General features: G+C 58.0%; 16 protein-coding genes and 1 pseudogene. 11 read left to right on the top strand and 6 right to left on the bottom strand.

What is annotated here, in order from left to right; translation table 11 throughout:
* Nucleotides 1-106 precede the first annotated feature (106 nt).
* On the bottom strand, nucleotides 107-949 hold the full coding sequence (locus EAV92_RS18435) for an aldo/keto reductase (protein ID WP_123042453.1): 843 nt from the start codon (nucleotides 947-949) through the stop codon (nucleotides 107-109).
* 36 nt (nucleotides 950-985) lie between these two features.
* Nucleotides 986-2,194 carry an MFS transporter gene (locus tag EAV92_RS18430; RefSeq protein ID WP_123042452.1) on the bottom strand — a complete coding sequence of 403 codons (1,209 nt, stop codon included), beginning with the start codon at nucleotides 2,192-2,194 and terminating at the stop codon, nucleotides 986-988.
* 146 nt (nucleotides 2,195-2,340) lie between these two features.
* Here EAV92_RS18430 and EAV92_RS18425 point away from each other — a divergent pair, with 146 nt between their 5' ends.
* From EAV92_RS18425 to EAV92_RS18415, 3 genes and pseudogenes are all read left to right on the top strand, one after another.
* On the top strand, nucleotides 2,341-2,730 hold the full coding sequence (locus EAV92_RS18425; RefSeq protein WP_123042451.1) for a winged helix-turn-helix transcriptional regulator: 390 nt from the start codon (nucleotides 2,341-2,343) through the stop codon (nucleotides 2,728-2,730).
* 139 nt (nucleotides 2,731-2,869) lie between these two features.
* A pseudogene (locus EAV92_RS18420) lies at nucleotides 2,870-4,003 on the top strand (DEAD/DEAH box helicase); the annotation flags it as partial.
* Nucleotides 4,004-4,041: 38 nt separating this feature from the next.
* Nucleotides 4,042-4,566, top strand: coding sequence for a 5' nucleotidase, NT5C type (locus EAV92_RS18415; RefSeq protein WP_123042449.1), 525 nt, complete (start codon nucleotides 4,042-4,044; stop codon nucleotides 4,564-4,566).
* A gap of 56 nt (nucleotides 4,567-4,622) precedes the next feature.
* On the opposite strand, the gene EAV92_RS18410 is transcribed toward EAV92_RS18415, so the two are convergent.
* Together EAV92_RS18410 and EAV92_RS18405 are read right to left on the bottom strand one after the other, a co-directional pair.
* The gene (locus EAV92_RS18410) at nucleotides 4,623-6,770 is read right to left on the bottom strand and encodes a molybdopterin oxidoreductase family protein (protein ID WP_123042448.1); all 2,148 of its coding nucleotides are present in this window, start codon (nucleotides 6,768-6,770) and stop codon (nucleotides 4,623-4,625) included.
* A 28-nt stretch (nucleotides 6,771-6,798) separates the two neighbouring features.
* Nucleotides 6,799-8,031: a nitrate/nitrite transporter gene (locus EAV92_RS18405; protein ID WP_123042447.1), complete on the bottom strand. Its 1,233-nt coding sequence runs from the start codon at nucleotides 8,029-8,031 to the stop codon at nucleotides 6,799-6,801.
* A gap of 340 nt (nucleotides 8,032-8,371) precedes the next feature.
* On the opposite strand from EAV92_RS18405, the gene EAV92_RS18400 reads away from it, so the two are divergent.
* The 8 genes from EAV92_RS18400 to EAV92_RS18365 all read left to right on the top strand — a co-directional run bounded on the left by EAV92_RS18400 (nucleotide 8,372) and on the right by EAV92_RS18365 (nucleotide 16,710).
* Nucleotides 8,372-11,845, top strand: a complete 3,474-nt coding sequence (locus EAV92_RS18400) for a PAS domain S-box protein (RefSeq protein WP_123042446.1) — start codon at nucleotides 8,372-8,374, stop codon at nucleotides 11,843-11,845.
* A 33-nt stretch (nucleotides 11,846-11,878) separates the two neighbouring features.
* Nucleotides 11,879-12,307, top strand: a complete 429-nt coding sequence (locus tag EAV92_RS18395; protein WP_123042445.1) for a DUF3995 domain-containing protein — start codon at nucleotides 11,879-11,881, stop codon at nucleotides 12,305-12,307.
* 48 nt (nucleotides 12,308-12,355) lie between these two features.
* Entirely contained in the window at nucleotides 12,356-12,772 is a 417-nt protein-coding gene (locus EAV92_RS18390) for an Rrf2 family transcriptional regulator (RefSeq protein ID WP_123042444.1), read from the top strand.
* Nucleotides 12,773-12,873: 101 nt separating this feature from the next.
* Nucleotides 12,874-13,740, top strand: a complete 867-nt coding sequence (locus tag EAV92_RS18385; protein WP_123042443.1) for an SDR family oxidoreductase — start codon at nucleotides 12,874-12,876, stop codon at nucleotides 13,738-13,740.
* A 134-nt stretch (nucleotides 13,741-13,874) separates the two neighbouring features.
* Entirely contained in the window at nucleotides 13,875-14,699 is an 825-nt protein-coding gene (ypfJ, locus tag EAV92_RS18380) for a KPN_02809 family neutral zinc metallopeptidase (protein WP_123042442.1), read from the top strand.
* Nucleotides 14,700-14,754: 55 nt separating this feature from the next.
* Complete coding sequence (locus EAV92_RS18375; RefSeq protein ID WP_123042441.1) at nucleotides 14,755-15,336, top strand: DNA-3-methyladenine glycosylase; 582 nt, start codon at nucleotides 14,755-14,757, stop codon at nucleotides 15,334-15,336.
* Between the two features lie 24 nt (nucleotides 15,337-15,360).
* Nucleotides 15,361-16,359, top strand: coding sequence for a DUF1835 domain-containing protein (locus EAV92_RS18370; protein WP_123042440.1), 999 nt, complete (start codon nucleotides 15,361-15,363; stop codon nucleotides 16,357-16,359).
* A gap of 69 nt (nucleotides 16,360-16,428) precedes the next feature.
* Nucleotides 16,429-16,710 carry an alpha/beta-type small acid-soluble spore protein gene (locus EAV92_RS18365; protein WP_123042439.1) on the top strand — a complete coding sequence of 94 codons (282 nt, stop codon included), beginning with the start codon at nucleotides 16,429-16,431 and terminating at the stop codon, nucleotides 16,708-16,710.
* A gap of 167 nt (nucleotides 16,711-16,877) precedes the next feature.
* Here the strand turns inward: EAV92_RS18365 and EAV92_RS18360 are convergent, their stop codons facing one another.
* Together EAV92_RS18360 and EAV92_RS18355 are read right to left on the bottom strand one after the other, a co-directional pair.
* Nucleotides 16,878-17,246 (bottom strand): hypothetical protein, encoded by a 369-nt coding sequence (locus EAV92_RS18360; RefSeq protein WP_123042438.1) that lies wholly within the window; start codon nucleotides 17,244-17,246, stop codon nucleotides 16,878-16,880.
* 118 nt (nucleotides 17,247-17,364) lie between these two features.
* Nucleotides 17,365-19,374 (bottom strand): GTP-binding protein, encoded by a 2,010-nt coding sequence (locus EAV92_RS18355; protein ID WP_338134379.1) that lies wholly within the window; start codon nucleotides 19,372-19,374, stop codon nucleotides 17,365-17,367.
* Nucleotides 19,375-19,397 lie beyond the last annotated feature (23 nt).

Below are 19,397 nucleotides of genomic sequence, written 5' to 3'. Positions count from 1 at the left end.
CTCCTATGATAACCTTAATATTACTCAAAAAATTATGGTTTCTCAAATATAGTAAGCGAGATACCGCAAAGCAGGAGGCCGCGACCGGGCCCCCTGCCTTCATGGATTAAAAGTCGAAGTTGTCCGGATCCGGGCCGACCCGCTGATCGCGGTTCATTCCGTCGATCTGCGCCATATCGGCATCGCTCAATTCGAAGTCGAATATAGATGCGTTCTCGGCGATCCGCTGCGCTTGGACCGATTTCGGAATCGTGACGACGCCGTGCTGCAGGTCCCAACGCAGGATAATTTGCGCGACCGATTTGCCGTACCGCGCGGCGATCTCCGCCAAAGTCGGATCGTTCAGCAGTTCGCCCTGCATCAGCGGTGACCAGGCCTCCAATTGGATGCCGTGCTCTTTCGTAAAATGGCGCAGAGGCTGTTGGGTGAGACGCGGGTGGAATTCCACCTGGTTGACCATCGGTTTGATTCGCGCGCCGTCCATCAGGTCTTCCAGGTGATGAATCTGGAAGTTGCTGACCCCGATCGCTTTGACCCGGCCCTCCGCGTACAAAGTCTCTAACGCTCTCCAGGCTTCTTTATATTTGCCTTTGACTGGCCAATGAATGAGGTACAGATCCAAATCGTCCAACCCAAGCTTCTCGAGGCTCGCTTCATACGCGGCCAGTGTCGGTTCGTAGCCCAAGTCCGCATTCCACACCTTGGAGGTTACGAACAGGTCCTTTCGCGTGAGCCCGTTTTCGGCCAGCGCTTCGCGGATGCCTTGTCCGACTCCGAGTTCATTCTCGTATACGGCGGCGGTATCGATGCTCCGGTAACCATGGGCAATCGCCGATTTTACGGCTTGGACGAGTACGGGGCCTTCCTCCACCTTGAATACGCCCAGCCCGAATCCGGGCATTTTCACTCCGTTATGCAGGGTGACGGTATCTTGCAAATGTTTGATCATAATGAGGTCTCCTTATGATGAATGGATTTTTCGTGTTTAAGCGGCGGCTTCCTGCGGACCGTTGATGCGGTCCTTACGTTCCAGGACACGCGCCCAAGCCGTCAATAGGACGGCTCCGAAAACCATTAGGGCACCAATCCATGGTGTGTGGATCAGCCCGATCGTGTCGGCCACGATGCCGCCCAGATAGGCGCCGATCGCGATGCCGGCGTTAAAAGCGGAAATATTCACGGCCGAAGCGACGTCTTTGGCTTGAGGAGCCATACGTTCGGCCAGCATGACGACGTAGACTTGCAAGCCGGGCACGTTCATGAAGGCGAACAAGCCCATGAGAAAGACGGTAACCAGTCCTGCGGCTTTGTATGGCGCGGTGAATGCGAGCACGAGAAGCACGAGAGCCTGAAGTACGAACATATAAAATAGAGCCCTTGCGGGATCGCGATTCGCGGCCTTGCCTCCGATCACGTTGCCGATCGCGATGGCGATGCCGTACAGCAGCAGGATGACCGCGACCGTATTTTCCGGGAATCCGGTTATCTCATGGAGCAGCGGGGATAAATACGTAAAGACGACGAACGTTCCCCCATAGCCCAATGCCGTAATCGAAAAAGCAAGCAGCAAGCGGCCGTTTGTAACGACCTTCGCTTGGTCCGCAACGCGGATTTTCGTTCCCCGGCGCAAGTTCGACGATACGAGCGCCAAGTTGGTCACGAACGCGATGGCGCCCACCGCAGCGATCGCCGCGAAAGCGGCACGCCAGCCCATTTGCTGGCCGAGGTACGTGCCCAGCGGCACGCCCGTCACCGTGGCGACGGTCAGGCCGGAGAACATGATCGAGATCGCACTCGCCCGGCGGTGCTCCGGCACGAGATCCGCCGCGATCGTGGATCCGATGGACATGAACACTCCGTGCGCCAGAGCGGATATCACCCGGGCGGTTAGCAGTATCACGATCCCGCTTGCGGTTGCGGCCAGCGTGTTGCCCGCGATGAATACGAGCATGATCCAGAGCAGCAGCGTTTTTTTGGATACCCCCGAGGTGAGCGAAGTCAGGATCGGGGCTCCGAAGGTGACGCCGAGCGCATACAAGGTGACGGTCAGCCCGGCGGTCGTTACCGATATATTAAAGTCTTCAGCGATTAACGGAAGCAATCCGACGCTGATAAACTCGGTCGTTCCGATTGCGAAGGCGCTGACGGCCAAGGCCAATAGCGCCAAGGTGCTTCTACCGTTGCGTACGGTCATCTCTCTCACTCCCATGGATTTAATACTGTGCTTTCCGGCCGGTGAGTGCTATTATGAGCGATAAGGATAGTCGTGAATAGTACGCACCTTTTTGTAATATAGGTACTTAAAAGTGCCCATGGACATCAGGGAAGGAGAGGGATGGCATGGCGAAAGCGGCTCCGGTGAAAAAGTACAACATTTCCGTCGAGGCGACGCTCGAGGTGATCGGCGGCAAGTGGAAATGCGTCATTCTGTGCCACCTGACGCACGGGAAGAAGAGGACAAGCGATCTCAAGCGCCTGATGCCCGGCATCACGCAGAAAATGCTGACGCAGCAACTCAGAGAGCTGGAGGAAGACGGCATCATCAATCGGATCGTCTATAATCAAGTGCCGCCGAAGGTGGAGTATGAGCTGAGCGAGTACGGCTTGAGCCTGAGATCGATTTTGGATTCCTTGTGCGCCTGGGGAGAGAGGCACATCATCCGCGAATACGGGGATAAATTTGCGGTGCTGGAGGAAAATGTTCTGAACAACAAAGAATTGGAGGTTTAAAAGGCCTCCAGTTCCGATTTGCACGACTGCACGTTCATTTTCGGGTTTCCGTGGGATGGACATGCTATACTGGCAGTAGTATTTTGCTGCGAAACAAGAAAAAGAAACGGATTACGAATGGAATCCGCAAGGAGAACTCATGACTTTTGAAGATTTGAAATTGAACCCCGCCATCCTGAAAGCCCTCCGACAGGAGAATTACGCGAAGCCGACGCCTATCCAGGAGCAGGCGATTCCGGCCGTGCTGGCGGGCAAGGACGTGTTCGGCTGCGCGCAGACCGGCACGGGCAAGACGGCCGCGTTCTCGCTGCCGATTATCCACAAACTCAGCCAGCCGGGTAAACCGAATGGCCCCCGCCGCATCCGCTCCCTGATCTTGACGCCGACGAGGGAGTTGGCCCTGCAAATCGCCGATAACGTGAAAGCCTACAGCCGGAATCTCAATCTCCGCTGCCTGGCCATCGTCGGCGGCGTTGCCCAAACGCCGCAGGAGAGGGAGCTGCAGCAGGGCACCGATATCCTGATCGCCACGCCCGGGCGGCTGATCGATCTGATGAACCAGAAGCATGCCGATCTTTCGCATGTGGAGATCCTCGTTCTGGACGAAGCCGACCGGATGCTGGACATGGGCTTCATTCACGACGTGAAGAAGATTCTCGCCAAAGTTCCGGCCAAGCGGCAGACGCTTTTTTTCTCCGCCACGATGCCGCCGGAAATCTCCGAGCTGGTTCGAACGCTGCTTAAAGACCCGGTGAAAGTGGAGATCACCCCGGTGTCTTCCACGGCGGAGCGGATTCAGCAATCCGTCTACCTGGTCGACAAGGAAAACAAAATGAGCCTGCTGAACCATCTGCTGAAGGACCATCCGGAAATGGAATCGGTGCTCGTGTTCACCCGGACCAAACACGGAGCGGACCGCGTCGCGCGGGGGCTGAACCGCTCGAACGTCGCCGCGCAGGCCATTCACGGAGACAAGTCGCAAAACGCGCGCCAGACGGCGCTGAACAATTTTAAAAACGGAACGACGCGCGTCCTGGTGGCCACCGACATCGCGGCCAGGGGAATCGACATCGACGAGCTGTCGCACGTCATCAACTACAACCTCCCCAACGTGCCGGAAACCTACGTCCATCGAATCGGGCGTACGGGCCGGGCGGGGAACAGCGGAACCGCGATCTCATTTTGCGAAACGGACGAGCTCCCTTACCTCAAAGACATCGAGAAGCTGACGAAGAAACCGATCCCGCAGGTGAAGGAACACCCTTTCCCGATGGTCGGCTCGAAAGCTTAATTAGAGGAGCGTGTCCGACGATGCAACGAATCGCGATCGATATGGATGAAGTCATCGCCGATTTCAATACGAAGCATCTGCGTCTGTTCAACGAGGAGTTCGGCGAGAATCTGACCGTTCAGGACCTGATGGGCACCCGGCTGCGTCTGCTGCGGCCCCACCTCGTGGAACGGATTCTGAGCTACATGGTCGATCCCGGTTTCTTCCGCGATCTTGACGTCATGCCGGGCAGCCAAGAGGTGATCCGGGAGCTCAGCGAGCGTTACGAAATTTTCATCACCACCGCGGCGATGGAGTATCCGACATCGTTTAACGCGAAATACGAGTGGTTGAAGGAGCATTTCGGGTTCCTGGACGAATTGAACTTCGTGTTCTGCGGGAACAAAAGCATCATCCGGGCCGACTACCTGATCGACGACAACGCGCGGCATTTCGAAGGGTACGGCGGGCAGGGAATCTTGTTCTCGGCTCCTCATAACCGGGATGTGACCGGGTATGTACGCGTGAACGACTGGCAGGAAGTCCGGGCGTATTTTCTGAAATAACAACGAAGCGTTCGATCATGGCGATCGAACGCTTTTTTCGTTAAGAATGGCGGCCTTTAAGACGGCTCCGCCGCCTTCACCCGTTCCACCCGGATCGCGGAGATTTTGAACTCCGGCATCCGGCTGATGGGGTGCAGGGCATCGGAGGTCAATACGTTAACCGATTGTTCGCCGCCCCAGTGGAACGGAACGAACACCGTCGTCGGATGGATGTCCGACGTGATTTTGTACGTGAACACCGCGGATCCCCGCCGCGACGCAATGCGGATCTTATCGTTCAAGCCGAGTTTCAGCTTCTCGGCGAGCGAGGGGTGGATTTCCGCCAGCGGGACCGGATTTTTCTTCATCAAGCCCTCGGTCCGCCGGGTTTGCGCGCCGCTGAGGTAATGGCTGCCGACCCTCCCGGTCGTCAGCAGATACGGGTACGCGGAATCGGTCGTTTCCGCCGGTTTCCCCGGTTTGATGCCCCGAAGCTTCGCTTTGCCGTCCGGGTGATGGAACGACTGCTCGAACATTCTCGGCGTCCCTCCATGATCGGTTGAAGGAATCGGCCAGAACAGCCCCTTTTCCCGGATCAGCCTCTCGTACGTGAGGCCGCTGTAGTCGGCCTTCCCGCCCTTCGAAGCCCGCGCCAGCTCGTTGAAGATTTCTTCGCTTCCGGTATAACGGAAATACTCACCCGCCCCCAGCCGCTCCGTGAGCGCGCACAGGATTTCGTAATCTTCCATGCCGCCCGCCGGTTTGTCCAAAGCCCTCGGGCGGTGGAACACGCGGCCTTCCAGGTTGGTCAACGTCCCCTCGGTCTCCAGGAAGGAGGAGCCGGGCAGCAGCCAATCCGCGTAAGCGGACGTCTCCGTCTCGAACAGGTCGATGACGACGCACAGTTCCAGCTTTTGCATCGCTTCCTTGACCCGATTCGCGTTCGGGCTTGAGACAACCGGATTGGAGCCGAGCACGATCAGCGCCTTGATTTCCCCGCTCTCGATTTTGCCGAACAGTTCGTAAGCCGATACGCCTTTGCCGGGCAAGGTGTCGGGGTCGACACCCCAGACGCCGGCCACGTGGCGGCGGGCTTCCGGGTCTTCGATGGACCGATAGCCGGGCAGTTGATCGGCTTTCTGACCATGCTCGCGGCCGCCTTGGCCGTTCGCTTGGCCGGTGATCGTGCCGAAGCCGCAGCCGGGGCGTCCGATTTTACCGGTCAAGAGGCACAGGTTGATGTAGTTTAACGTGTGCTCGACGCCGTTGATTTGCTGCTCCAGCCCGCGAGCCGTCAGCACGATGCCCGTTTCCGCGCGCGCAAAGCCTCTCGCCACGCCCCGAATGACTTCCTCCGGAATGCCGGTGTAGCGCTCGACCTGAGCGGGCGGGAAATCCTTGACCGCTTCCCTGACTTCATCCAACCCGCTCGTTCTGTCCGAGACGAAGCTGCTGTCATACAGTTTCTCTTCCAAAATGACGTGAAGCAGCGCGTTCGTCAGCACTGAGTCGAAACCCGGCTGCAGCCTGATGTGGATGTCGGCGATTTTGGACGTCATCGAATTGCGGGGGTCGATCGTCACGATGACCGCCCCCTGCTTCTTGGCTGCAAGCAAGTAGGGCATCATCGTAGGCTGGCATTCCGCTACGTTCGTGCCGGCCAGAATGATATAGCGGGCAGACGGGATTTCATCGAGCGGAAAGTTCAAGCCCCGGTCAATGCCGAAGGCTTGATTTTGGGCCGCCGCCGCAGAGGACATACAGAAGCGGCCGTTGTAGTCGATGTACCGAGTCCGCAAGGCGACCCGAGCAAACTTGCCCATCAGGTAACACAGCTCGTTGGTCAGCGATCCCCCGCCGAACATGGCCACAGCATCAGCGCCATACCGGGATTGGATGTCCTTGATTCGGTCCGCGATGTCATCCAGCGCGACCGCCCAGCCGCGCGGGCTCCATTCTCCGGCGGACAGGCCTTCCGTTGTTCGTTCTCGGTACAACGGGCGACGGATCCGATCGGGATGAAAGGCGTGCTCAAGCACGTTGAATCCCTTCTGGCAGAGGCGGCCGGTGGCGACGGGGAAGTCTTGGCTGGCTTTGACGGTCCAACCATTGCCGGAGGCGTCTGGGTTCGGGGTCAATTCGATGCCGCATTGCATGCTGCAGAAGCAGCAGTGGGAGCGCAAGGGGAACCGGGTTCCTTCCGGCTCTCGGATGTCGTCAGGCATGGAACTCGGCCTCCTCTTATTGTCGGTGTTAAGCTTGAGCCGTCAGCTCATCGGCCGCCTGGGCGCGGCCGCCGTTGCCGACGAAGGTGGCTTTCCAATCCTTCTGCACGGCGATCACGATGAGGGCGCACAGCATCGCGATTCCCGCAAGAATCAGGAAGCCCGGCGCGTAGCTGCCGGCGGATTGCTTGATGGTGCCGAGGATTTTCGGCAGGAAGTAGCCGCCCAAGCCGCCCGCGGCGCCGACGATGCCGGTCATGATGCCGATTTCCTTGCGGAATCGCTGCGGAACGAGCTGGAATACGGCCCCGTTGCCCATGCCCAGCATCATCATCATGACGAACAGGAGCGCGATAATGAGGCTGAGAGACGGGAGCGACGAAATGGCGAACAGCAACACGCTTACCCCGGCGTAGAGCATGATCAGCATGCGGATGCCGCCGAGCCGGTCGGCCAGCCAACCGCCCACCGGACGGAAGAAGCTGCCCCCGATAACGCAGATCGTCGTGAAGTCGGCGGCACGGACGGCCGACAGCCCGTATTGGGTGTTGAAGAAAATGGTCAGGTACGTGGACATGCCTACGAATCCGCCGAAGGTGACGCTGTACAGCAGGCAGAACAGCCAGGTGTCGCGGAAACGGAACACGCGGCCGTAATCGGCGATCTTAAGCGGAGCGGGTTGCTGCGGGCTGTCTTTGGCCAGCAGGGAGAACACGATGAAGACGATGGTGATCGGAATGAGAGCCAGGCCGAACACGGGATGCCAATCGCCGAAGGAGTTGGCGATCCGGTTGGCGAACAGCGTCGCGAAGATCGTCCCGCTGTTGCCGGCTCCGGCGATCCCCATGGCCAGGCCCTGATATTGCGGCGGATACCAGCGGCTTGCCAACGGAAGGGCGGCGGCGAAGCTGGCGCCCGCGATCCCGAGCAGCAGCGCGATGACGTACAGGCTGCTCAGGCTGTTGGCGAAGAGCCATGCCCACACGAGCGGCACCATGGTCAGCAGCAGGCCAAGCTGCCCGGTGCGTTTGGGTCCGATGCGGTCGGTCAAGTATCCGAGCACCAGCCTCAAGATGGAGCCGCCGAGCGTCGGGAGCGCCACGAGATTCGCTTTCTGGACCGCCGTCATGTCGAAGTCGTTCATGATGATGACCGCGAGGGGTCCCATCATGACCCACACCATGAAGCTGACGTCAAAGTACAGAAACGCGCTGAACAACGACGGCTTGTGTCCGGCTTGCAAAAACCCTTGTTTTTTCATTTCGCATTCTCCTCTCCGGTTTGGAACGGTCATGTAAATGTTTCAGAAGCAACAGAAAAGCCGGAGGCAGTCGATGACTCGACGGCTTCCGGCTTCATTGCCAGGTGCGGGCACGCCCTTGTGCCCTTCCGTATTCGGTTGAAATAGGGGTGAAACGGCATGTGATTTAGGGATATTATAGGGTGCAACTGAATTGTATGTCAACTATTATGACGCAAATTATATTTTTGGGGGAAGGTGGAAGAAAAATTAACATGGACATTCCTTCGGAATTCCTTCGTTTTCCCGCCGCTGTTTCAAACCGGGCCCAAAGGTTTATAGAATATAGTTAGGTTGTAAAATGAGAAGGGGAGCAAAAATGACAGACGCCTGCGTTGGCCATCCCTCGATTTTTGAGCATATTTATCGGCATGCACCGATCGGCATCGCCGTCGCAGCCCCGGATGACGGGCGGTGGATCCGGGTCAATGGGGCGTTGTGTCGCATGCTTGGTTATACGGAAGAAGAATTGTTGTCTATGCATGACAAACAATTCTCGCATCCGGACGATTTGGATATCGACCACAGCCGCATTTTAGAAACCTTCATCGACGAAGAACATGTTTTTTCCTACGACAGGCGTTATCTCCGGAAGGACGGCTCGGTTTTATGGGTATCCGTCCATCTTTCCCTGGTTCGGGAAGAAGGCACGCGTAAGCCTGAGTTCCTGATCGTTCAATACATCGATATCACGGCCCGTAAAGAGGCGGAACAGAAAGTCCTGAACGACCAAGCGATGTACAATCTCATTTTCGAAAATACGCAGGATCTCATCACGGTGAGTACGCCGGACGGGATTACCCGATACTGCAGCCCTTCCATAGAACCCGTGCTCGGGTACGAACAGAGTGAGGTTGTCGGTCGAAACAACTTGGCTTTTTACCATCCCGACGACTTGCGGGAAGCGGCATCGCGCAGCTTCACGGATCAAGACCTATGGATTTGCCGGGTCAGGCACAAAACGGGGCACTACGTTTGGTTTGAAACCGCCTTCCATATTTTGAGGGATGCGGTCGGCGAAGTGGAACGGATTATCGGCATCGGACGCGACATCACGGAACGCAAACGAAATGAAGATATGCTTGCCGAGTCCCAGCGAATCGCGAAAATCGGATCGTGGGAATGGGATGTCCTTCATAACCGTTTTACTTGCACGGAAGAGATGCGACGGATATTCAGCTACCGTCTTACTCAGAGCGAAGCGGATTTCGATCGTTACCTGGCGTGCATCCATCCGGACGACCGTGAACGGATGCGAGCCATGTTCCAACTCGCTCTAGAGGGTGGTTCTTATGATTGGGAATTCCGCATCGTCCAACCGGATGGTCAAATACGCATCATCCATGCGCTCGGAAAATCCATGCGCGATGAAAACGGCCGGATCGACAAGCTCGCGGGCACGGTCGTCGATATTACGGAACGCAAACGGATGGAAGGACAGCTCCGGGAAAGCGAACGGCAATACCGCTTGATTTCCGAAAACTCGCTGGACTTCATATCCCGACATTCTGCCGATAAACGCGCGGAATATCTCTACGCTTCACCTTCCGCGTTGAAGCTGCTCGGCTATCATCCCGCTGAACTCACGGGAACCAGCGCTTACGACTATTTCCATCCCGACGACGTGCAGCGCGTTAATGATTACTTGATCGAACAGCAGTTGAAGGCGGATGCCTATACCGTCGATTATCGGATCAAGCGTAAGGACGGACGGTTTATCTGGGTAGAGAGCTCCGGAAGGTACACGGTCGATCCGGATACCGGCGAGTTCAGGGAGATCGTGGCCATTACCCGCGACATTACGGAAAGAAAAGAATACCAACGCCAGTTGGAGGAGAGCGAGCAGAGGTATAAATCGTTATTCGACAACAACCCCGCCGCCGTATACTCCATGAAACTCAACGGGGATTATTTGACCGCGAACGCGAACCTCGAGAAAATTACCGGATATACCTTGGAAGAGCTGATCGGAAAGTATTGGGGTCCCCTCGTTCATCCGAAGGATTTGGACAGGACGATCCGAAATTTCGAATTGGCCAAGCAGGGAGAGCCGCAGAGCTATGATCTGACCATCCTTCACAAAGACGGCCATGACGTGGAAATAAATTCCACGAACATTCCGATCGTGGTAGACGGCGAGGTCGTCGGGGTTTACGGCATCACCGTCGACATTACCGAACGCAAACGTTACATGGAACAAATCGAGAAGCTTAACGATGAGCGATCCCTGATCTTGAATTCGGTTTCGGAGGGAATATTCGGACTTGATGAGGATGGGAACATCACGTTCATCAACCCGGCCGGAGCCGCCATATTAGGTTATGGGGCCGATCAATTCCTCCGTAAAAATTACCGGGAACTCCTTGCGTATTCCAGGGCTGACGGCATCCCTTACCGTCCGGAAGAATCTCCGGTTCTGCAAACCATCCGGGACGGCCAACCGCGCTATATCCCCGAGGAATTCACTTGGAGAACGGATGGCTCAAGCTTCCTCTCGGAATACCGGGTCACTCCGATTCTCGATCACGGGCAGATCAAAGGCGCCGTTGTCGTGTTTCGCGACATCACCGGCGAAAAGGAGATCATCCGAGCCAAAGAGTCCGCGGAAAAGGCCGATTCGGCCAAATCGGAATTCCTGGCGATCGTGAGCCACGAACTGCGCACCCCGATGAACGGAGTCATAGGGATGACGGATTTGCTGCTGGATACTCCTCTCAATGAAGAACAGCAGGATTACGCGGAGATGATCCGGACCAGCGGTGAAGCTTTAATGCAGATTTTGAACGAGATCCTGGATTTGAGCAAAATCGAGGCGGGAAAAATGGAGATCAGGCGGGAGCCCGTCGATATCCGGCACGTGGTCGGCCAAGTCGCGGAGCTATTCTCCAGCAAGGCGGCGGAGAAAGGCGTCTCCCTGTCCAGCCGTGCCGATCCGGCGATTCCCCATTATGTCATGGGGGATTCTTCGCGGCTCTGGCAGGTACTCGTCAATTTAGTCGGCAACGCGGTGAAGTTTACCGAACGCGGCAGCATCCGGATTACCGTCGATTTGATCTCACGGAGGGACTTAGGTCAGTTTGCCATTCAGATCGAAGTGAAAGATACCGGCATCGGAATTCCGGCGGCAAAGCTGGATCATCTGTTCCAACCGTTTACCCAGCTCCATCCCTCACTTAACCGAAAATACGGGGGCACCGGACTGGGCTTGTCGATATGCAAGAAGCTGGTGGAACTCATGGGCGGAAGCATTTCCGTAGAGAGCTTGGAAGGGGAAGGCTCCGCTTTCCGATTCATTCTGATAACCGAACGTGGAGATGAAGCGGTTGAACCGACAAGCGAAGAGAATGCGACATCGGCCGAAGCCGCCGAGATGGATTCCTCTGCCGGAAGCCGAATACAGACTTTGCGGATCCTGATCGCTGAAGACACGCACGTCAACCAAAGATTGCTCGCACGGATGCTGGAGAAAACAGGTTGCGCGGTGGACGTCGTCCAGAACGGCAAAGAAGCGGTGCAGGCGGTACAGCGCAATCACTACGATCTCGTATTCATGGATATTGAAATGCCCCTGATGGATGGCATCTCAGCAGCGCGCTGCATAAGGGAGACGCTGTCCGCCGACCGGATTCCCGTGCTGGTAGCGGTAACCGCGTTCGCCCGCAGCGAAGACAGGGAGGCATGTCTGGCCGCAGGCATGCAAGATTTTATCGGCAAACCGATCTCGGCGGGGGAAGTGAAGCGGGTGCTGGATCAGTGGTGTACTCCGCCGATCTAACAGGCGGCTTACAGTTGAAGGAGGAGAAGACCAATGCAAATGATCGTAGTGAGCGCCGCCGCTATCATTCTGTTTCTGATCAGCGCGATCCATGTATACTGGGCGTTCGGCGGCCAATGGGGCGGCAAAGCCGCGGTGCCGCAGAAGGAGGGCGGCCGTCCCGCGTTTGTGCCGGGACCGGCGCCGACTTTCGCCGTTGCCTTCATCGTGCTGGCGGTCGGTCTTCTCCTGCTTGTCCAGTCCGGGCAGCTGTCACTTCTGGATTCGAACGCCTTTACAAGGATTTGCTGCATCCTTTGCACGGCCGTATTTTTCTTGAGGGCGGTCGGCGACTTCAAGTACGTCGGGTTCTTCAAAACGGTGAAGCATTCGGTATTCTCGCGCAACGACACCTGGCTGTACAGCCCTCTCTGCCTGTATCTGGCGATCTCGTTCGCGATCGCGGTCTGGGGCTCCGCTTGACAATCGCCCAGAGATAGAACTAGAATGGTTACAACGGTGGTGATACCCATGAAGCAGATCAGCAGCAGATTTTCCGTCGCGGTCCATATTCTCTCCCTGATCGCGGTGAGTCCCCAAGATTGCACCGGCGATTTCATCGCGGCCAGCGCCAATACGAACCCGGTCATCATCCGCAGGATCATGGGGATGCTGAAGAAGGCCGGTCTCGTCGAGGTGCGCCCCGGTGTCGGAGGAGCTACTCTGCGGAAAGCTCCCGATCGGATCACGCTTCTGGACGTTTACCGCGCCGTCGAGGCTGCCGAAGAGGGACGGTTGTTCAACTTCCATGAGCACCCGAACCCGAATTGTCCCGTCGGACGCAACATCGAGGCGGTCCTTCGCACGGAAATGCAAGAGGCCCAATCCGCGATGGAGCAGAGATTGGCCCAAGTGACGCTGGAGAGTCTGACCACCCAATTCGCGTGATATCAAAAGCTCTTACCGGAGCTTTTTTTATACAGACGTTGTAATCGATCTTGTTATAACGACAGTGATTGCAACGAATCTACAAATTTGGAGGAATCATGATGAAAATTTTGGTAACAGGCGCAACGGGGAAATTCGGTTCGCTGGTTGTAGAGAAACTGCTGGAGTTGGTACCGGCGGACCAAGTAGCAGTCAGTGTCCGCAATCCGGAGAAAGCCGAAGGCTTGCGAACTCGGGGCGTTGAGGTTCGTCAGGGAGATTTCGACCATCCGGAAACGCTGGACAAAGCGTTCGCCGGCGTGGACCGTCTCCTGATCGTATCCGCGGACGGCGACAACGAGACCCGGATCCGTCAACATCAGGCAGCCGTGGCAGCGGCCCAACGCGCTAACGTTGGATTCATCGCGTACACCAGCTTGGCGAATGCCGGGGCCAGCGATTTGTTCCTCGCCCCCGTCCATAAAGTGACGGAAGAAGCGATCCGGGCAACGGGCATCCCCTATTCTTTCCTTCGCAACAACTGGTACCTGGAAAACGAAGCGTCTTCCGTGCAAGCCGTAATCGCAGGTGCACCGTGGCTGACGTCCGCAGGCTCGGGTAAAGTAGGCTGGGCGGCACGCCGGGACTACGCGCATGCCGCAGCCGCCGTTCTGGCCGGCAACGGACACGATAGCACGGTTTACGAGCTGTCCGGCAAGCCGCTGACCCAGGAGGAGCTGGCTTCCATCCTCGCCGGCGTGCTGGGTCGTGACGTTCCCGTGCAGCAGGTCGATGACGAGACGTATGCGGGCATCATGGCAAGCGCCGGCGTACCGGAAGCGTTCGTCCCGTTCCTCTTGGCCATCCAAAGCGGAATCCGCGGCGGATATCTCGACGTGGAAAGCGGCGATCTGGAGAAACTGCTCGGCCGTCCGGCAACGCCGATCGTCGAAGGTCTTCGTCAAATCGTAAACGAAGCGAAAGCATAAGCGTCAGAAAAGAATATATTTCTCACCCCGGAGGCTGTCCGGGCTCGCGTCAAATCGAGCTCCGGACGGCCTCTTCGCCGTTTTTGGGTATATCACTTAAACAAGGTGCCCTGGCGGGTAAAGGGGGAATCGCGATGCAGTGGCAAGGCAGAAGAGGCAGCTCCAACGTGGAAGACCGAAGGGGTATGGGAGGGAAAACGCTCATCGGGGGCGGCATCGGCGGTTTGATTATTTTGCTGCTCTCCACGCTGCTTGGCGGCAATGCGGGAGATTTGCTGAATTCGCTGACGGGAACGGGAGCGGACTCGAACTCGAACTCCGCTTATGTGGAAACGCAGGATGAAAAGGAACTCACGCAGTTCGTGTCGGTCGTTCTCGCGGATACGGAAGACGTGTGGACGCAAGTGTTCAAGGAGGAAGGCCGGGTATACGAAAAACCGACGCTGGTGCTGTACACGGACAGCGTCCAGTCCGCTTGCGGGACGGCCGGCTCGTCGGTTGGGCCGTTTTATTGTCCGGGGGATCGTAAACTGTACATCGATTTGAGTTTCTACGACGAGCTCAAGCAGAAGTTCGGCGCGCCCGGGGATTTCGCCATGGCTTACGTGATCGCTCACGAGGTCGGCCATCACGTGCAAACCCTGCTCGGCACGATGGGCGACGGTTCGGACAGGTCGAACGAGCATTCCGTGCGCATCGAGCTGCAGGCGGATTATTTGGCCGGCGTATGGGCCCATTATGAGCAAGACATGAACGTGTTGGAGCAAGGTGACCTGGAAGAAGCGCTGAATGCGGCAAGCGCCGTCGGCGACGACACGCTGCAGAAGAAGGCACAAGGCTATGTCGTCCCCGAAAGCTTCACGCACGGAACCTCCGATCAGAGAAAACGGTGGTTTTATAAAGGCTTCCAATCCGGCAGAATCGAAGGAGGAGATACTTTCAATACGGACGAACTATAACAGAGGATGATCGTTCGTTATAGAAAGCGATATGCAAAGGTGGATAAACGATTTGATGCAACCGGTTGATCCCTCATTTTTCAAGCGGTCCGCGCTGGAGCTGGCACCGGCGCTGCTAGGCATGCTGCTCGTCAAGGAAACGCCCGCCGGTCCCGCGTCCGGCTGGATCGTCGAGACGGAGGCTTACGCGGGGCCGGAGGACCGGGCGGCCCACAGCTTCGGCAACCGGAGAACCGCGAGGACGGAAGTCATGTTCGGCCGGCCCGGATTCGCCTACATTTACGAAATGCATACGCATACGCTCCTGAACGTCGTAGCCGGCGAGGAGGGCAAGCCTGAAGCGGTATTGATCCGCGCGGTAGAGCCTTGCGCCGGGATCGATCTCATGTATGCCCGCCGCGGTGCGGTCAAGAAGGAGCGGGATCTCACGAGCGGTCCGGGCAAGCTGGCCCGCGCGCTGGGCATCGTGAAAGCCGATTACGGCAAGCCGCTTTACGAGCTGCCGCTGTTCATCGCGGCAGGGAGGGCGCCCGGCACCGTCATGGCCGGTCCCCGCATCGGCATCGACAACAGCGGGGAGGCACGCGATTATCCCTGGCGTTTTTGGGAGCTCGGCAATCCGTATGTATCCAAGTAGGCCGGATGGGGAGGAGTTGGCGGCATGCTTCATATCGTTAACGGGGATTCCGTGGCGGAGAAATTACGGCAAGGCGGCGTACAAGGGAAGGTGATGCCGTGGACGGAAATTTATTCTTACGGACCGGTCTTCCCGGATATGGCGGATAGCCGTCTCCTTGCGGCGAGAGCCGAGTATCTGGAGACCACCTTGGGCATTCCGCAGTATCTGTACCGGGAAACCTGCGAGAAACAGCTTCGGGTACTTAAGGAGCTCCAGAAGGGCGAAGAGGTCGTGCTTTGGTTCGAATACGACCTGTACGACCAGACGATGCTCCTCTTTCTGCTGGATTGGTTTTCAAGGCGGCCGTACGGAGAGATCCGGCTGAATCTGCTGTGCATCGGCTCGTATCCCGGCGAGGATGATTTTCGGGGATTGGGGCAACTGACGGCGCAGCAACTGATCGGCTTGGCGGGGACCTGTCATCCCGTCAGCCGCGAGGAGCTCGAGCTGGGCCGCATGGCGTGGAAAGCCTACTCTTCTCCGGAACCGGAAGAGCACCTGCGGTTGTTGAACGAGGACACGGCTGCGCTGCCCTATCTTCGGGACGCCTTCGAAGCGCATTTGGCCAGGCTGCCTTCCGTGCGCAATGGTGCCGGTATCGTAGAACAAACGGTGCTCGATTTGGTCGCCGAAGGGTGTGTTCGACCGTTGGACTTGTTCGGGCAAGCGGGAGACCGGCTGCGTCTGCTGGGAATGGGCGACTTGGAATTTTGGCGGCATCTGGCGGCCATGACGGCAAGGCCTCAACCCTTGCTGAGCGTTCGCGGAATCTCGTCGTTTCCCGACTTTGGCCGTCCGGACCCCTCGCCTTTGCGCGAGGCTGAAGTCAGCTTGACGGAGCTGGGACGAAAAGTAAAAGCGGGAGAAGCGGACTGGATGGCATTCAGAGAGACGGACGGTTGGTATGGCGGCTTGCATGTGAGCGGAAAGGACGCGGGCTGGCGGTGGGATACGGACCGCAGGACGTTGATCCGCAGATGATGCGCCGGTGAAGCATGAGCCTTTGCACTCCCGGGCATGTTAGGGGAAAAGGCAAGGGAGTGAGCGGGAATGTCCAGAAGGCGCAGATACTTGGTGCCCGGAGCGGAGCGGGGCATGCAGAATTTTAAGGCAGACGTCATGAGAAACGAAGGCTATTCCGTGAATCCGGCCCGGCCGGACGACGTGAAGTTCGAAGTGGCCAAAGATCTAGGCGTGCCGCTCAAGCCGGGAGACAACGGAGAGCTTTCAACGGAAGATGCCGGACATGTCGGCGGCAAGATCGGAGGGTCCATGGTCAGGGAAATGATCCGTCTCGCCCAGGAGAAGCTGGCCAAGCGGGATCAACCGTAGCCGGCGTTTCGTCACCCTCCCGCCCGGGAGGGTTCTTCGCGTTTGGCACAAGTTCCGTTTAAAGCGCCCCGCCAGGGGGTGTACACGGGCAAGACCATTTGGGGCAAATGAAAAGGGGGCTTGTCCCGCAGAGACCAACGTCCTGCGGGCGCAAGTCCCCTCTTTGATTATTTAATCGAGCAGCGAGCCAACTTGAGCAGCCAAGTGGATTGCGGGTCCAGGTTTCGGGTGTTTTTCGCCGAGTTCAGCACGGCGATGTTCAGGAAAATCCTGACCGTGTCGCCGGTCTTGTTGTTGAACAGCACTTTGTTCGGCCTCAGATCGCCCGATCCGCCCTTGGCCCGGAACACTCCGGTGCCGGGCAGAGCCTCGACGATGAAGACGAACGCGTCGTTGGACAACAGGAAGTTCAATCGCTTCAGGATCAGCTTTTTGCCGTTCGGCACGTCGATGACGATCGTTTGCAGATCTCTTCTCTGTTTCGGGCCGAGCCGAATAGGCGCATTCCCGCCCACGATTCCGCTTAATTGCAGCATTTGGCATATCACCTCCATAGAAGGACATGCCACAGCATATTCGGAGGAATCGCGAACGGAGCCGGCAACCGTCACCTGTCGGCCGCAATTGTAGGTTCGTCCACGGCCATCGGCCTGCTTAAGAAGAAGACAACGCGTTGCGTACGCTCAGGATGTATTTGGACGTGTCCAGCGGATTCACGCCCCTCCGCGGCCGCTCGGCTTTCACGTCCGGCGGGCACTCCTCGTAGCCGTCGAAGAAAGTGGACAGCGAGGCGCGGCCTTTCGTCAAAGAACCCAGCTTGACCGCGTATTCAAGCGATGTCGCGACGGGAACGCGGCCTTCGATCGTCATCCGGTCGCCATGCAGGGCGGGCGCTTCGAATGCCGCCCGCATGAGGACAAGGTCGTTCATCACCTTGCCCCCGAACTCTTCCGGCACGGTGAGGCGGAACCGAAGCATCGGTTCCAGCAGCTTCGTGCCGATCCGGCTCAGGCCGTCCATGATTCCCATCGGCGTGGCCACGACGAAATCCAGCGGATGGGTATGCCAGACGTGATGCTGTCCTTCGATCAGCGTCACCCGCAGGTCGACGACCTCCCAGCCGTACATGCCTTGCTGCAGCGCTAGCGGCACGCGGCGGGCGACCTCGTTCTGGTACTGCGGCAGCAGATCCTCCGAGCGTACATGCGCATCATATTGCAGCCCGGATCCCCGGGGGAGCGGCTCCATCCGGAAGCGAAGAATCGCCCAGCAGGGCTTGGGCATCGTGTAAGCCACAAATCCCTCGCCCGTGCCGCTTAACGTCTCTTTGTAAATGACGGAAGGCTGCCCGAACGTGACCTTCAGGCCAAACCGATTGTCGAGGATTTGCGTCAGCACCTCAAGCTGGATCGGCCCCATGACCTTCAGGTGCAGCTCGCGCTCCTCCTGCAGCCACTGCAGGTCCAGCAGCGGATCTTCGTCCGCCAGCTCCTGCAAGGCCGCCACGACTGCGGGATAATCCGCCGCGGCGGCCCAGTGGACCTGGACCGTCAGCAGCGGAATCGCCAGCCTCGCTTCCTGCGGCACCGCTTCTTCGCTGCCGATGACGTCGCCGATCCGTACATGCTGCATCCCGCAGACGGCGGCGATATCGCCGGCTTCCAGGACGCCGACGTCCTCCGATTTTCGCCCGTCGACCTTGCGGATCTGGGTCACCTTCTCGTCGATCCCTTGCGTCGCGTTCTTCACGGTGTCGCGGTTGCGGATCGTCCCTTGGTACAGGCGGACGAACGCCATGCGGCCCATCGTTTTGTCCCGCTCGATTTTGAACACGACGCCCGATAACGGCGCGTTAGCCTCCCCTTCCGGAGCGGGCAGGTAATCGACGATGCCGTCCAGCAGCGCCGTAATGCCGATCCCTTTGCCGGACGCGCCGAACAGCACGGGGAACAGCTCGCATTGGGCGGTCAGGCGCGCGAATTCTTTTTTCCAATCCGCCAATCCCTCAGCGCCACCAGGCGCTCCTTCCGCCAAATAACGTTCGAGCAGCGCTTCGTCCGTCTGCGCCAAGGCTTCCAGCATGTCCGCTTGAGCCGGCTGCGTCTCCGCATCGGCAGGCGACCATAAGTCGAAGGAGCCGGCAAACGTTTCTTCGGCGCCGTTCGCCAGCTGCACGGGTACCGCCATCGGCGACAAGTGTTTGCGGATGTCGGCCAGCACGCGGTCCGCATCCGCTCCGATCCGGTCCATTTTATTGACGTAGATTACGGTGGGAATCGCCAGCTTGCGTAAAGCATGCCAGATGATTTCCGTCTGAGACTGGACGCCTTCGACAGCCGACACGATGAGCACCGCGCCGTCCATGACGCGCAGCGACCGCTCCACCTCGGACAGGAAATCGACGTGACCCGGCGTATCCACCACGTTAACGGCAACGTCCTTCCACGTGAACATCGTCACGGCCGCGCGCACCGAAATGCCGCGCTCGCGCTCCACGTCCAGCCAATCCGTCTGTGCCGTACCCCGGTCTACGCTCCCTAGGGAGCGAATGCGTCCGCTTTCGTATAACAAATGCTCGGTGGTCGTCGTCTTGCCCGCGTCGACATGAGCGAAAATCCCGACGTTCCGGCGTTTGGATCCGCTGTCTATGGTCATAGGAGTCATGAGTGCTTCCCCTTCGTTTCTTG

The organism is Cohnella candidum, assembly GCF_003713065.1.
GTDB lineage: Bacteria > Bacillota > Bacilli > Paenibacillales > Paenibacillaceae > Cohnella > Cohnella candidum.
Note: the sequence above shows the minus strand (reverse complement) of the source record. Positions and strands in the feature narration are given on the sequence as shown.

Bases quoted from the DNA above. Each gene is read 5' to 3' on its own strand.
- EAV92_RS18435 (WP_123042453.1), bottom strand. From the start codon at position 949: ATGATCAAACATTTGCAAGATACCGTCACCCTGCATAACGGAGTGAAA.
- EAV92_RS18430 (WP_123042452.1), bottom strand. From the start codon at position 2,194: ATGACCGTACGCAACGGTAGAAGCACCTTGGCGCTATTGGCCTTGGCC.
- EAV92_RS18425 (WP_123042451.1), top strand. From the start codon at position 2,341: ATGGCGAAAGCGGCTCCGGTGAAAAAGTACAACATTTCCGTCGAGGCG.
- EAV92_RS18415 (WP_123042449.1), top strand. From the start codon at position 4,042: ATGCAACGAATCGCGATCGATATGGATGAAGTCATCGCCGATTTCAAT.
- EAV92_RS18410 (WP_123042448.1), bottom strand. From the start codon at position 6,770: ATGCCTGACGACATCCGAGAGCCGGAAGGAACCCGGTTCCCCTTGCGC.
- EAV92_RS18405 (WP_123042447.1), bottom strand. From the start codon at position 8,031: ATGAAAAAACAAGGGTTTTTGCAAGCCGGACACAAGCCGTCGTTGTTC.
- EAV92_RS18400 (WP_123042446.1), top strand. From the start codon at position 8,372: ATGAGAAGGGGAGCAAAAATGACAGACGCCTGCGTTGGCCATCCCTCG.
- EAV92_RS18395 (WP_123042445.1), top strand. From the start codon at position 11,879: ATGCAAATGATCGTAGTGAGCGCCGCCGCTATCATTCTGTTTCTGATC.
- EAV92_RS18390 (WP_123042444.1), top strand. From the start codon at position 12,356: ATGAAGCAGATCAGCAGCAGATTTTCCGTCGCGGTCCATATTCTCTCC.
- EAV92_RS18385 (WP_123042443.1), top strand. From the start codon at position 12,874: ATGAAAATTTTGGTAACAGGCGCAACGGGGAAATTCGGTTCGCTGGTT.
- ypfJ (WP_123042442.1), top strand. From the start codon at position 13,875: ATGCAGTGGCAAGGCAGAAGAGGCAGCTCCAACGTGGAAGACCGAAGG.
- EAV92_RS18375 (WP_123042441.1), top strand. From the start codon at position 14,755: ATGCAACCGGTTGATCCCTCATTTTTCAAGCGGTCCGCGCTGGAGCTG.
- EAV92_RS18370 (WP_123042440.1), top strand. From the start codon at position 15,361: ATGCTTCATATCGTTAACGGGGATTCCGTGGCGGAGAAATTACGGCAA.
- EAV92_RS18365 (WP_123042439.1), top strand. From the start codon at position 16,429: ATGTCCAGAAGGCGCAGATACTTGGTGCCCGGAGCGGAGCGGGGCATG.
- EAV92_RS18360 (WP_123042438.1), bottom strand. From the start codon at position 17,246: ATGCTGCAATTAAGCGGAATCGTGGGCGGGAATGCGCCTATTCGGCTC.
- EAV92_RS18355 (WP_338134379.1), bottom strand. From the start codon at position 19,374: ATGACTCCTATGACCATAGACAGCGGATCCAAACGCCGGAACGTCGGG.